Here is a 12630-nt window from a genome sequence, read left to right on the forward strand (position 1 = left end):
TCCCGCGCCGTCTCCTAGGCTGGTTCCGTGCCCCGCCCCGTGATCCTCACCGTGGACGACGACCCGGGCGTCTCCCGCGCCGTGGCCCGCGACCTGCGTCGCGAGTACGGCGAGCACCACCGCATCGTGCGCGCCGACTCCGGCGAGGCCGCCCTGGAGGCGCTGCGCGAGATCGCGCTGCGCGGCGAGCAGGTCGCGGTGATGCTCGCCGACCAGCGGATGCCGCGGATGACCGGTGTCGAGTTCCTCGAGCGTGCGATGGACCTCTTCCCGCGCGCCCGCCGCGTCCTGCTCACCGCCTACGCCGACACCGAGGCCGCGATCACCGCGATCAACGTCGTCGACCTCGACCACTACCTGCTCAAGCCCTGGGACCCGCCCGAGGAGAAGCTCTACCCCGTCGTCGACCAGCTCCTCGAGGCCTGGCGGCGCGCGCCCGACCGGCCGAGCACCGATACCCGGGTCATCGGCCACCGGTGGTCCGCGCGGTCCTACGAGCTGCGGGACCTGCTCGCCCGGAACCAGGTGCCGTTCCGCTTCCACCTCGCCGACGACCCCGAGGGGACGCGCCTGCTCGAGGCGGCCGGGTGCGACGTCGAGCGGCTGCCGGTCGTGATCACCGGCGACGGCCAGGCCCTGGTGGAGCCGACCGACGCCGAGGTCGCCGAGCGGGTCGGCCTCTCCACCCACGCCACGGCCGAGCTCTACGACCTCGCGGTGGTCGGCGGGGGGCCCGGAGGGCTGGGCGCGGCGGTCTACGGCGGCTCCGAGGGGCTGCGGACGGTGCTCGTCGAGTCGCTGGCCACCGGCGGACAGGCCGGCACCTCCAGCCGCATCGAGAACTACCTCGGCTTCCCCGACGGCGTCTCCGGCTCGCAGCTCACCGACCGGGCCCGGCGGCAGGCGGTGAAGTTCGGCGCCGAGGTCCTGACGACGCGGACGGTCACCGGCCTCGGCGTGCGCGGCGGCGTCCGGGTGCTCACGTTCGACGACGGGTCGGAGATCGCCGCCCACGCGGTGGTCCTGGCGACCGGCGTGTCGTACCGGACGCTGGACGTCCCCGGGCTCACCGAGTTCGCCGGCGAGGGCGTCTTCTACGGCGCGGCCACCACCGAGGCGCCCCTGTGCGCGCAGGAGGTCGTCTACGTCGTGGGCGGCGCGAATTCCGCGGGACAGGCGGCGATGAACTTCTCCCGCTACGCGAGCCGCGTCGTGATGCTGGTGCGCGGCGAGTCGCTCGAGGCGTCCATGTCGCACTACCTGATCGAGCAGATCGCCGGGGTGGAGCACATCGAGGTCCGCACCGGCACCGAGGTGGTCGGGGCGGAGGGCGACGGGCACCTGCAGAAGCTGACGCTGCGCGACCGCGGGAGCGGCGCCGAGGAGGTCGTCGACGCGCAGTGGCTGTTCGTGTTCATCGGCGCGCAGCCGCGCACCGACTGGCTCGACGGCGTCGTCGCCCGCGACGACCGCGGGTTCGTGCTCACCGGACCCGACCTGCCGTCGGGAAGCAACCCGGACCGGGAACCGTTGCACCTGGAGACCTCCCTGCCCGGGGTGTTCGCCGTCGGCGACGTCCGGGGCGGGTCGGTGAAGCGCGTGGCCTCCGCCGTCGGCGAGGGCGCGATGGCGGTGAGCCTGGTGCACCGCTGGTTGGAGAACCGATGACCGAGACCCGTGACGAGCTGGCCCCCGAGAGCCTGCGCCGGCTGTTCCTGTTCGAGTCGCTCGACGACGCCCAGCTCGCGTGGATCGCCGAGCACGCCGACGTCGTCGACGCGCCCGCCGGCGAGGACGTGTGCCGCGAGGGCGACCCCGCGCGCTGCTTCTGGGTGCTCTGCCGCGGCGAGATCGCCCTGATCCGGCACTCCCGGGGTGACGAGGTCGAGGTCAGCCGGTCGACCACGCCGGGCACCTACGGCGGCTCCACCGAGGCGTTCGTCCCGGGCGTCGAGCAGACCTACAAGCACACCCTGCGCGCGTGCACCGACTCGACGCTGCTGGCGCTGCCGGCCGAGCGCTGGTCCGAGGCGTTGCGCGAGTGGTTCCCGATGGCGATGCACCTCGTCGCCGGGCTCTTCGTCGGGATGCAGCGCTCGTCGACGGCGATCGGCGAGCGGGAGCGACTGCTGGCGCTCGGGTCGCTGTCCGCCGGCCTCACCCACGAGCTGAACAACCCGGCCGCGGCGGCGATCCGGGCCACCGAGTCGCTGCGCGACCGGGTCGCCGGCATGCGGCACAAGCTCGCCATGCTCGCCTCGGGCAAGCTCGACGGTGCCGTGGTCTCGCAGCTCGTGGAGCTGCAGGAGGAGGCCGTGCTCGGCGTCGCGACCGCCCCGGAGCTCACCGCGATGCAGACCGCCGACGCCGAGGACGAGATCGGCGACTGGCTCGACGAGCGCTCGGTCGGCGGGGCCTGGGACCTCGCCGCGGTCCTCGTCGCCGGCGGCCTCGACGCGGAGTGGCTGGGCAAGGTCGAGCGCACCGTGCCCGAGGGCACCCTCGAGGCCGCGGTCCGGTGGATCGCCTACGCCGTCGAGACCGAGACGCTGATGGGCGAGATCACCGACTCGACCGTGCGCATCGGCACGCTGGTCAACGCCGCCCGGCAGTACTCCCAGCTGGACCGGGCGCCCTACCAGCAAGCCGATCTGCGGGTGCTGCTCAAGTCCACCGTCACGATGCTCTCGCGCAAGCTCGAGGGCATCACGCTGGTCAAGGAGTTCGACCCCGACCTGCCGCAGATCTCGTGCTATCCGGCCGAGCTGAACCAGGTGTGGACGAACATCATCGACAACGCCTGCTCGGCGATGGGCGGGGAAGGCACCCTGACGATTCGCACGCGTCGCGAGTCCGACACCGCGATCGTCGAGATCGCCGACACCGGCCCCGGCATCCCCGACGACGTCCGGCCGCGCATCTTCGAGCCGTTCTTCACCACCAAGGACGTCGGCGAGGGCACCGGGCTCGGGCTGGACATCTCGTGGCGGATCGTCGTCACCAAGCACCACGGGGACATCCGGGTGCACTCCTCGAAGGAGGGCACGACGTTCGAGATTCGGCTGCCCCTGGGCTGATCGTCCGGTTCACTGCCCTGTCACATCTGGTTACGTGCCCTAAACAATCGGGGTAGACCAGTCTTGTCGCCGATGACAGGAGGACAGCCGGAATGTGTGGCATCGCAGGGACGGTCGACTTCACCCGGGACTTCGCGCAGGACCGCGGCGCCGCGGCCGATGCGCAGGCGATGACGGACACGATGGCCTGCCGCGGTCCGGACGACGAGGGCCTGTTCACGGCCCGCCACGCCGCCCTCGGCCACCGCCGGCTCGCCATCATCGACGTGCCCGGCGGACACCAGCCGATGACCCTGGAGGACCCGGCGAGCGGGGAGACCCGGCTCGCGATCGTGTACTCCGGCGAGGTCTACAACTTCACGGAGCTGCGGACCGAACTGCAGCAACGCGGCCACACCTTCCGCACCGACTCCGACACCGAGGTCATCCTCCACGGTTGGCTGGAGTACGGCGAGGACGTCGTCGAGAAGCTGAACGGGATGTTCGCCTTCGCCCTCTGGGACACGCGCGGCGACGAGCTCTTCCTCGTCCGCGACCGGATGGGCATCAAGCCGCTCTACTACTACCCGACGCCCGACGGCGTGCTCTTCGGCTCGGAGCCGAAGGCGATCCTCGCCCACCCGCGGGCCGAGGCGGTCGTCGACCTCGACGGGCTGCGGGAGCTGCTCTCGCACGTCAAGACGCCGGGCCACGGCGGCTACCGCAACATGCACGAGGTCCGGCCGGGGTCGCTCGTGCGCATCCGGCAGACCGGCCTGTCGGTGCGGCGCTACTGGCAGCTCGAGGCCCTGGAGCACACCGACGACCGGGACACCACCGTTGCGCACGTGCGCGAGCTGCTCGACGACATCGTCGGCCGCCAGCTGATCTCCGACGTCCCGCTGTGCTCGCTGCTCTCCGGGGGCTTGGACTCGTCCGCCATCACCGCGCTCGCTGCGCAGCAGCTGAAGGCGCAGGGTGCGGGGCCGGTGCGGTCGTTCTCGGTGGACTTCGTCGGCTACGAGGACGCCTTCGCGGCCGACCCGATGCGCGACACCCCGGACGGGCCCTACGTGCGGGAGCTCGCGGAGTACGTGAAGGCCGACCACGAGGCCATCACGCTGTCCAACGACGACCTGATCGACCCGGACGCCCGCGCCGCCGTCCTGCGTGCCCGCGACCTCCCGCTGGCCCTGGGCGACATGGACACGTCGCTGTACCTGCTGTTCAAGGCCATCCGCGGACGTTCCACGGTGGCCCTGTCCGGGGAGTCCGCGGACGAGGTGTTCGGCGGGTACCGCTGGTTCCACGACGCCGACGCGGTCAACGCCGACACCTTCCCGTGGATGGCGGGTCGCGTCGGTCCGATGGACCTCGAGCGCAGCTTCATCGACCCCGGGCTCCTGAAGACCCTGGACCTGCCGGGCTACGTCGACCAGTCGTACCGGGACGCCCTGGCCGAGGTCCCGCACGTCGACGGGGTCAGCGCGCACGAGCGCCGGATGCGCGAGGTCTGCTACCTGCACCTGACCCGCTTCGTGCAGATGCTGCTGGACCGCAAGGACCGCATGTCGATGGCCAGCGGTCTCGAGGTCCGCGTGCCCTTCTGCGACCACCGGCTCGTGCAGTACGTGTTCAACACGCCGTGGTCGCTGAAGACCTTCGACGGCCGGGAGAAGTCGCTGCTGCGCGCGGCGTCGGCCGACGTGCTGCCGGCCTCGATCGTCGACCGGGTCAAGAGCCCGTACCCGTCCACCCAGGACCCGGGGTACGAGAAGGCGCTGCGCGGCGACCTCGCGGACGTGCTGGCCGACCCCGACGCGCCGGTCCGCTCGCTGATCGACGCCGACGCGGTGCGCGCCTCGGTCGACGCCCCGGCCGAGGGGACGACCAGCCTGGAGGTCGACCGGGCCAAGATCGAGAACGTGCTCGTGCTGGACGCGTGGATGCGCCGCTACTCGCCGACCGTCGAGACGACCTGATCGTGCGGGGCGCCCCCCGGCCACCGTGGGGCAGCACGGCGGCCGGAGGGCGCGAGAACCCCGTGCGGCCGGGCGCGGACGGTCGCACGGGGCGTTCGAGGGCGCGTCCCTGCGCTCGAGCCCCACGTTCACGGGCTCCCCGACGCCGGGCACTCGCGACGCTGTGAGTCCTAACGGCGGTGGTCCTGGTGACGATGCGGGCGATTCGGTTCTCGTCAGGTCGCTTCGCACGTCAGGCCGTGACGGTTCATCCGGTCGGGTCGGGGCACAATCGGTGGGTGTGAGCACCACGACGGATCCGACGGCGACGACCGGTCGGGCCGACCCGGGCGGGTCGGGTCTGACCGGGCTCGCCGACGAGGAGGGCAAGCAGCGCCGCCTGCGCCGCATGAAGATCGTGGCGACCGGCTTCCTCGTCGGCGCCGCGATCGTGTGGATCGTCTTCCTGACGTGGGAGCGCAACGGCGGGCCGGCCTTCACCGGGTTCGTCCGGGCCGCGGCCGAGGCGGGCATGGTCGGCGCCTTCGCCGACTGGTTCGCCGTCACGGCGCTGTTCCGCCACCCGCTGGGCATCAAGATCCCGCACACCGCGATCATCCCGCGCAAGAAGGACCAGCTCGGCGAGAGCCTGTCGGACTTCGTCGGGCAGAACTTCCTGTCCGTGCCCGTCGTCAGCGAGAAGCTGCGGTCGGCCCGGATCGCGAACCGGACCGGCGCCTGGCTCTCCCGGCGGGAGAACGCGGAGCGGGTGACGGCCGAGGCCGCGACGGTGGTCCGCGGCGCCGTCGCCGTGCTGCGTGACGACGAGGTCCAGGCCGTCATCGAGCAGACCGTCACGCGGCGCGTCGTCGCCCAGCAGTGGGGCCCGCCGATGGGCAAGCTCCTCGAGGGCATCCTCGACGACGGGTCCCACCGCCGGGTCGTCGACCTGATCTGCGACCGCGCCTACGACTGGGTGCGCGCCAACCACGAGACCGTCATGGCGCTCGTCAGCAAGCAGGCGCCCAGCTGGTCGCCCCGCTTCGTCGACGGCCTGATCGGCGACCGGCTCTACGCCGAGGCGCTGTCGTTCGCCTGGGCGGTGAAGTCCGACCAGGACCACCCGCTGCGCAAGGCCATCGACCGGTTCCTGACGAGCTTCGCGGGCGACCTGCAGCACGAGCCGGAGACCATCGAGCGGGTCGAGGCGATCAAGGCCCAGCTCCTCGCACACCCCGACGTGCAGGGCCTGATCAGCCGGGCCTGGGCGACCGGGAAGGCGATGATCCTGGACGCCGCGGAGGACCCGTCCAGCGAGCTGCGGCTGCGCGTGACCGACGGCGTCACCCGCTTCGGCGAGCGGATGGTGCTCGACGAGGGTCTGCGGGACAAGGTCGACAACTGGATCGTCGACGCGGCCTCCTACGTGGTCACCCGCTACGCCCCGGAGATCACCGCGCTCATCTCCGACACCGTCAAGCGCTGGGACGGCCCCGAGACCTCCCGCAAGATCGAGCTCCAGGTCGGCCGGGACCTGCAGTTCATCCGGATCAACGGCACCGTGGTGGGCGCCCTCGCCGGGTTGATCATCTACACGGTGGGCGAGGTGCTGGTCGGGTAGGTCGCCGCCCCGGCGAGTGCGACACCTGGCAGGTCCGGGGGCCGGAGTTCCTGCCTGACGGAGCACTCGGTGTGGGCCGGGGACCGGGTGGTCCGGCGAGTGCGACACCTGGCAGGTCCGGGGGCCGGAGTTCCTGCCTCACGGAGCACTCGGTGTGGGCCGGGGACCGGGTGGTCCGGCGAGTGCGACACCTGGCAGGTCCGGGGGCCGGAGTTCCTGCCTCACGGAGCACTCGGTGTGGGCCGGGGACCGGGTGGTCCGGCGAGTGCGACACCTGGCAGGTCCGGGGGCCGGGGTTCCTGCCTCACGGAGCACTCGGCGTCAGGACCACAGCGCGGCGCCGAGGATGAGGCCCAGCGACGCGGCTCCGAGGCCCGCGAACGTGGACATCACGACGTTGAACAGCGAGTGCGCCCGCTCACCGGCCTCGGCCAGGCGCACGGTCTCGTAGCCGAGGGTCGACCAGGTCGACAGCCCGCCGCAGAATCCGGTGCCGACCGCAGCCACCACCGCCGACGGCGATGCGCCACCGAGCACGATCCCGAGCACGAACGACGCCACGACGTTCACGGTGAACGTCCCCCACGGGAACGACGTCCCGTGCGTCCGCTGCAGGGCGCGGTCGACGAGGTAGCGGGTCGGCGCACCGACCGCTGCCCCGAGCGCCACCCACAGACCCGTCATCGCGCACCCGCCGTACCGCGGCCCAGGACGAGGCCGAGCCAGGCGGCGCCGACCGAACCGACCACGGTCGCGCCGAGGTAGCCGAGTGCAGGGCCGAGCCGGCCGGCGGCGAGGAGGTGCTGGGCGTCGACGGCGAAGGTCGAGAAGGTCGTGAACCCGCCGAGGACGCCCACCCCGAGGAACGGCCGCACGAGCGGATGCGCAGTACGGACCTCGGCCACGTGCACGACGAGGATCCCCATGAGCAGGCAGCCGACGACGTTGACGAGCAGCGTCGTCGTCGGGAACCCGCCCGCCGGCGTGGGCCACGCGAGGCTCAGGCCCCACCGGGCGAGCGCACCGAGTGCGCCCCCGAGGGCCACCGCTGCGACGGCAGCCCCCTGGCCGCGCAGGACGGATCCGCCGGGTTCACGGCCGGCGACGACGTCGTCGGGGATCTCGGGACGCTCGGACACGAAGGCTCCCTGGGCACGCGGAATCGGGCTCCAGGGACCGTTGGCGCCGTGACGACGCGGTTGTCGGCGGGCCCCACCGCCATCGCCGAAGACGCTAGCCGAGGCGTTCGCCCAGCGCACGACGCCACCCGGAAACGATCTCCGTTGATGTGGCACAGCCCACCCCACCTGCGCAAACAGAGTGCTTGCATCAGCTAGCACTCGTGTTAGCGTGGATGTCAGTCACGGCGAGGAGGTGAGCACGATGTCCGGTGTGGACGGTGTCGACAAGGCACTCAACCAGGCCGTCGAGGACATCGGTGCGTACATCCGCAAGCAGCGCGAGTCGGCGCAGGTCTCCCTGCGGCAGCTCGCCAAGGTCGCGGGGATCTCGAACCCCTACCTGAGCCAGATCGAGCGGGGGCTGCGCAAGCCGTCCGCCGAGATCCTGGGTCAGATCGCGACCGGGCTGCGCATCTCGGCCGAGGCGCTGTACGTGAAGGCGGGGATCCTCGAGGAGCGTCAGGGCTCCGCGGTCCTCGACTCACTGGCCTGCGACCCGGAGCTCACGGAGCGCCAGAAGCAGGTCCTGCACGACATCTACGAGTCGTTCCGCCGCGAGAACCGCGCGGCCGGGATCACGGCTCCGGCGCCCGCCGAGCGCGATGCCGCCTCCGGTGCCACCGCGGGGACGGCGGCCCTGTCCGTCGCCCCCGACCTCACCCGCATCCCGTCCGACGAGGAGTGAACATGCCTGTCACCTTCCCCACCAAGTTCGACGTCCGCGAGGCGCGCGACCAGGCCAACAAGGTCGTCTCCGACGTCGTCGACCCGTTCCGCGCCCCGGCGCTCGCCCTGCTCGGCCTCGGTGACTACGCCGTCGCCAGCGCCCAGGAGGCCTTCTCCAAGGTCCAGGCCGGCGCCACCGAGGTCCAGGCCCGCGTGGAGGACCTCCCCTCGGAGCTGCAGGAGCTGCGCGGCAAGCTGACCGCGGAGGACTTCCGTCGCCTCGCCGACAGCTACGTCGCCGCGGTGCGCAGCGTCTACACCGACCTCGTGAAGCGCGGCGAGACCGCGTACTCGCAGATCAAGGCGCAGCCGCAGGTCAAGCAGGCCCTCGACGCCGTCGACCAGGTCTCGAGCGAGCTCGAGAACCGGCTCGAGGACGCCACCGAGGGTGTCCGCGTCCGCGGCGAGGCCGCTCTGGCCGAGGTCACCAAGCAGACCCGTTCGGTCGGCGAGCGCGCCGCCCGCTACACCCAGCGGACCGCCGCCGAGGCCGCCGAGGCCATCTCCGAGGTCAGCGACGAGATCGCCGCCGACGTCAAGGAGGCGGGCGAGGAGGTCGCGCACGAGACCCGCTCGGCCACCCGCAAGACGGCCGCGCGCACGGCCCCGAAGAAGCAGGGCCCGAAGAACGCCCCGAAGTCGACCGCCACCAAGGCGGCCGCGACGAAGGCCCCGAACGGCAAGGCCTGACGCTCCCCGCACGAGACACGGCCCCGGTTCCCGCACCCGCGGGAGCCGGGGCCGTCGTCGTCCTGTCCCCTCTGCGCCGACTGGGTGGATCGGGCCGCTCCCACCTGCCCGTATCCTCGCCGGTGTGCTGCTGCCCAGCCCGGTGTTCGTGTACCTCGACTACTACCTGTCGACGCTGATCTGGATCATCATGATCCCGGTCGGCCTCTACGCGTTCATCCACGCGCTCCTGCAGCGGGCCGACGCCTTCACGGCGGTCGACAAGCTGACCAAGCCCGCGTGGTGCGCGATCACCGGGGTCGGCGCGCTGCTGCTGGTCGTCTCCGTCGGGGGCCCGGTCGCGAGCTTCGCGATCCTCTGGCTCGTCGCGGTCTGCGCGGTGCTGGTCTACCTGGTCGACGTGCGCCCGAAGGTCACCGAGGTGCAGCAGGGCGGGCGGTGGTGATCGGTCTGGAACCGGCCGCCGGCACCCTCGAACCGGTCCCGGCGCTCGACCGGCCCGACCTGCTCGCGGGCCCCGTCGTCGAGGCGCTGAAGGCCCTGCCCGACGACCTCGCCGCCTCCTGCGGCGTCGCCGCGATCGAACCCGACCTGGCCGACACGGCCGCGTTCTGCGAGGCCTACTCCTCGCCGCTCGAGCTCTCCGCCAACTGCGTCGTGGTGTCCGGCTCGCGCTCCGGCGAGCAGCGCTTCGCCGCGTGCGTGGTCCTCGCGACGACGCGGGCCGACGTCAACGGCGTCGTCCGCAAGCGGATCGACGTCCGCAAGGCGTCGTTCGCGCCGATGGACCTCGCGGTCGAGCTGACCGGGATGGAGTGCGGCGGGATCACCCCGTTCGGGGTCCCCGCCGACTGGCCGGTCCTGGTCGACCCCGCGGTCCTGGCCGCGCCCGCCGTCGTCGTCGGGAGCGGGATCCGGGCCTCGAAGCTCGTCGTCCCGGGCGCGGTGCTCGGCCGGCTGTCCGGCGCGGAGTCGGTGGAGGGCCTGGGGCGGTAGGTCTCAGCCGTCGAGCCAGCGCGTGAGGAAGTCCGCCTCCCAGCGCAGCAGCTCGCTCACCTGCTCGGCGACGATCCCCTCGATCCGTCCGCCGACCATCGGGACCGGCACGGAGGTCGACGCACCGACGGTCAGCCGGCTGCCCTCGCCGTCGGGCACGACCTCCTGGGTCCCGGTGATCGAGCCGGGCAGGCCGCGCACGTCGACCCGGACGTCGGCGCTCGTGCCGCGCCACTCCTCGGTCCGGTCGAGGATCAGGTCGTCGCCGGTGAACCGGCGCACCACCGACGGCAGGAACTCCACCGGCACGCCCTGCCGGAGCACGACCGTCCCGCCGTCGTTGCTGATCAGCTCGGCGTCCTTGCCGCCGAGCTCGGCGAGGCGCGCCTGCAGGAACGCGTCGTCGGTCAGGGCACCGACCACGGCGTCGACGGGGTGCGGGAACGACGCTTCGTGCGTGATGGGGCGGGCCACGGGCGGGGACGCTACCGGTCGCCACCGGCCGCTACCGTCGCAGACGTGCCCACCACGACGGTCCCGCTCGCGGATCTGACCACCCTGCGTCTCGGCGGCCCCGCCCGCCGGCTCGTGCGGGCGGCCGACCGCGACGCGATCGTCGACGCCGTCCGGGAAGCCGACGCGTCGGGTGAGCCGCTGCTGGTGCTCGGCGGCGGTTCGAACCTCGTCGTTCCCGACGACGGGTTCGACGGCACCGTGGTCCGGCTCGAGTCCCGCGGCCACGCCGTGACCCGGGACGACGAGGGTGCGCTGCTCGAGGTCGAGGCCGGCGAGGACTGGGACACCCTGGTCGCCGCGAGCGTCTCCGAGGGGCTCGGCGGGCTGGAGTGCCTGTCCGGCATCCCCGGCTGCGCGGGCGCGACCCCGGTGCAGAACGTCGGCGCGTACGGCGTCGAGGTGTCCGACCTGCTCGTCGACGCCACCGTCCTCGACCGCGCCACCGGCGAGGTGGCCCTCGTCCCCGCGGCCGACCTCGGCCTGGGCTACCGCACCAGCCGCATCAAGGGCCGTGACCGCGAGATCGTGCTGGCCGCCCGCTTCCGGCTCACCACGGACGGGCTGTCCGCGCCGGTCCGCTACGCCGAGCTCGCCCGCACCCTCGACGTCGAGCCGGGCGTCCGCGTGCCCGCCGCGGACGCCCGGGACGCCGTGCTGGGGCTGCGGCGCGGCAAGGGCATGGTGCTCGACGAGACCGACCACGACACGTGGAGCGCCGGCTCGTTCTTCACCAACCCCGTCGTCGGGAACGACGTCGCGGACGAGGTCGCGCGCCGGGTCGCGGCGCTCGACCAGCGCCCCGTCACGGCGTGGCCGACCGACGACGGGCGGGTCAAGCTCTCCGCCGCCGCCCTCATCGAGCGGGCCGGGGTCCCGCGCGGCCACCCCGGCCCGGACGCGCCCGTCCGCGTGTCCACCCGCCACACCCTCGCGCTGACCAACCGCGGCGGCGGCACGACGAGCCAGCTGCTCGCCCTGGCCCGCGACGTGCGCGACCGGGTGGAGACGGCGTTCGGGGTGCGGCTGGTGCCGGAGCCGGTGCTGGTGGGCGGTGCCGCCCTCTAGGTCCGGTGGAAGCGCATCCCGGTCGCCTGGTCGCGCGGCTTGAGCACGACCGTGTCGATGTTGACGTGCGGCGGACGGCTCATGACGAAGGCGACGGTGGCGGCCACGTCGTCGGCGGTCAGCGGCGTGATCCCTGCGTAGACCTTGTCCGCCCGCTCCTGGTCGCCGTCGAAGCGGACCAGCGCGAACTCGGTCTCCACCGCGCCGGGCGCGATCTCGGTGAGCCGCACCGGCTCGCCGAGCAGCTCGCCCCGCAGCGTGCGGTGCAGCGCGCCCTCGGCGTGCTTGGCCGAGGTGTAGCCCGACCCGCCGTCGTAGACCTCCAGGCCGGCGATCGAGGTGATCGTGACGATGTGCCCGTCGCCGGAGGCGATCAGGTCCGGGAGCAGGGCCTTCGTCACGCGCAGGGTGCCGAGGACGTTGGACTCCCACATCCAGCGCCAGTGCTCCTCGTCGGCCTCGAGCACCTTCTCGGTGCCCTTGGCGCCGCCGGCGTTGTTGACCAGCCCGCGCGCCGTCCCGAGCTCGCGGACACGCCGGGCGAACTCCTCGACCGACCCGGCGTCGGTGACGTCGAGCGGCAGCGCCGTCCCGCCGACCTCGTCGGCGATCTCCGCGAGGCGGTCCTGACGACGGGCGCCGAGGACCGGGTGCCAGCCGTCGGCGGCGAGGGCCCGGGCGGTGGCCGCGCCGATCCCGGAGCTGGCGCCGGTGACGACGACGAGGGGCCGGTCCGCGGGATCCGTGGGAGAGGTCACGGCGGGCCACCCTAGGACGTTTTCGGGCGGACGCCGATCTGGTCGTTGCCTAAGCTGTTG

At 72.8% G+C, this 12630-nt stretch carries 13 protein-coding genes; 9 read left to right on the top strand and 4 right to left on the bottom strand.

From position 1 onward, the window contains the following. Window positions 1-27: 27 nt before the first annotated feature. The 4 genes from WCD74_RS28470 to WCD74_RS28485 all read left to right on the top strand — a co-directional run bounded on the left by WCD74_RS28470 (window position 28) and on the right by WCD74_RS28485 (window position 6638). Window positions 28-1668, top strand: a complete 1641-nt coding sequence (locus WCD74_RS28470) for an NAD(P)/FAD-dependent oxidoreductase (protein WP_337698301.1) — start codon at window positions 28-30, stop codon at window positions 1666-1668. Continuing rightward, window positions 1665-3077, top strand: coding sequence for an ATP-binding protein (locus WCD74_RS28475; protein ID WP_337698302.1), 1413 nt, complete (start codon window positions 1665-1667; stop codon window positions 3075-3077). Before WCD74_RS28470 ends, WCD74_RS28475 begins: the two co-directional genes overlap by 4 nt. Before the next feature lie 92 nt (window positions 3078-3169). Continuing rightward, window positions 3170-5038: an asparagine synthase (glutamine-hydrolyzing) gene (gene asnB, locus WCD74_RS28480; protein ID WP_337698303.1), complete on the top strand. Its 1869-nt coding sequence runs from the start codon at window positions 3170-3172 to the stop codon at window positions 5036-5038. 280 nt (window positions 5039-5318) lie between these two features. Then, window positions 5319-6638, top strand: a complete 1320-nt coding sequence (locus WCD74_RS28485; RefSeq protein WP_373696146.1) for a DUF445 domain-containing protein — start codon at window positions 5319-5321, stop codon at window positions 6636-6638. A 321-nt stretch (window positions 6639-6959) separates the two neighbouring features. Here WCD74_RS28485 and WCD74_RS28490 read toward each other — a convergent pair whose 3' ends face one another. Together WCD74_RS28490 and crcB are read right to left on the bottom strand one after the other, a co-directional pair. Beyond that, window positions 6960-7322, bottom strand: coding sequence for a fluoride efflux transporter FluC (locus WCD74_RS28490; RefSeq protein WP_337698304.1), 363 nt, complete (start codon window positions 7320-7322; stop codon window positions 6960-6962). Next, window positions 7319-7777: a fluoride efflux transporter CrcB gene (crcB, locus tag WCD74_RS28495; RefSeq protein ID WP_337698305.1), complete on the bottom strand. Its 459-nt coding sequence runs from the start codon at window positions 7775-7777 to the stop codon at window positions 7319-7321. Before crcB ends, WCD74_RS28490 begins: the two co-directional genes overlap by 4 nt. Before the next feature lie 244 nt (window positions 7778-8021). Between crcB and WCD74_RS28500 the strand changes: the two genes are divergently transcribed. The 4 genes from WCD74_RS28500 (at window position 8022) to WCD74_RS28515 (ending at window position 10231) form a co-directional block, all read left to right on the top strand. Further along, window positions 8022-8504, top strand: a complete 483-nt coding sequence (locus tag WCD74_RS28500; RefSeq protein WP_286051367.1) for a helix-turn-helix domain-containing protein — start codon at window positions 8022-8024, stop codon at window positions 8502-8504. 2 nt (window positions 8505-8506) lie between these two features. Then, window positions 8507-9235 carry a hypothetical protein gene (locus WCD74_RS28505; protein ID WP_337698306.1) on the top strand — a complete coding sequence of 243 codons (729 nt, stop codon included), beginning with the start codon at window positions 8507-8509 and terminating at the stop codon, window positions 9233-9235. 148 nt (window positions 9236-9383) lie between these two features. Next, the gene (locus WCD74_RS28510; RefSeq protein WP_337698330.1) at window positions 9384-9680 is read left to right on the top strand and encodes a DUF2516 family protein; all 297 of its coding nucleotides are present in this window, start codon (window positions 9384-9386) and stop codon (window positions 9678-9680) included. Beyond that, window positions 9674-10231 carry a YbaK/EbsC family protein gene (locus WCD74_RS28515; protein ID WP_373696147.1) on the top strand — a complete coding sequence of 186 codons (558 nt, stop codon included), beginning with the start codon at window positions 9674-9676 and terminating at the stop codon, window positions 10229-10231. Before WCD74_RS28510 ends, WCD74_RS28515 begins: the two co-directional genes overlap by 7 nt. A gap of 3 nt (window positions 10232-10234) precedes the next feature. On the opposite strand, the gene WCD74_RS28520 is transcribed toward WCD74_RS28515, so the two are convergent. Further along, window positions 10235-10705: a DUF2505 domain-containing protein gene (locus WCD74_RS28520; RefSeq protein WP_337698307.1), complete on the bottom strand. Its 471-nt coding sequence runs from the start codon at window positions 10703-10705 to the stop codon at window positions 10235-10237. Window positions 10706-10750: 45 nt separating this feature from the next. Here WCD74_RS28520 and WCD74_RS28525 point away from each other — a divergent pair, with 45 nt between their 5' ends. Beyond that, window positions 10751-11812 (top strand): UDP-N-acetylmuramate dehydrogenase, encoded by a 1062-nt coding sequence (locus tag WCD74_RS28525; protein ID WP_337698308.1) that lies wholly within the window; start codon window positions 10751-10753, stop codon window positions 11810-11812. On the opposite strand, the gene WCD74_RS28530 is transcribed toward WCD74_RS28525, so the two are convergent. Then, window positions 11809-12570 (bottom strand): SDR family NAD(P)-dependent oxidoreductase, encoded by a 762-nt coding sequence (locus tag WCD74_RS28530; protein WP_337698309.1) that lies wholly within the window; start codon window positions 12568-12570, stop codon window positions 11809-11811. The genes WCD74_RS28525 and WCD74_RS28530 overlap by 4 nt on opposite strands. Window positions 12571-12630: the final 60 nt, after the last annotated feature.

This window comes from Actinomycetospora aurantiaca, from assembly GCF_037401875.1.
Lineage (GTDB): Bacteria > Actinomycetota > Actinomycetes > Mycobacteriales > Pseudonocardiaceae > Actinomycetospora > Actinomycetospora aurantiaca.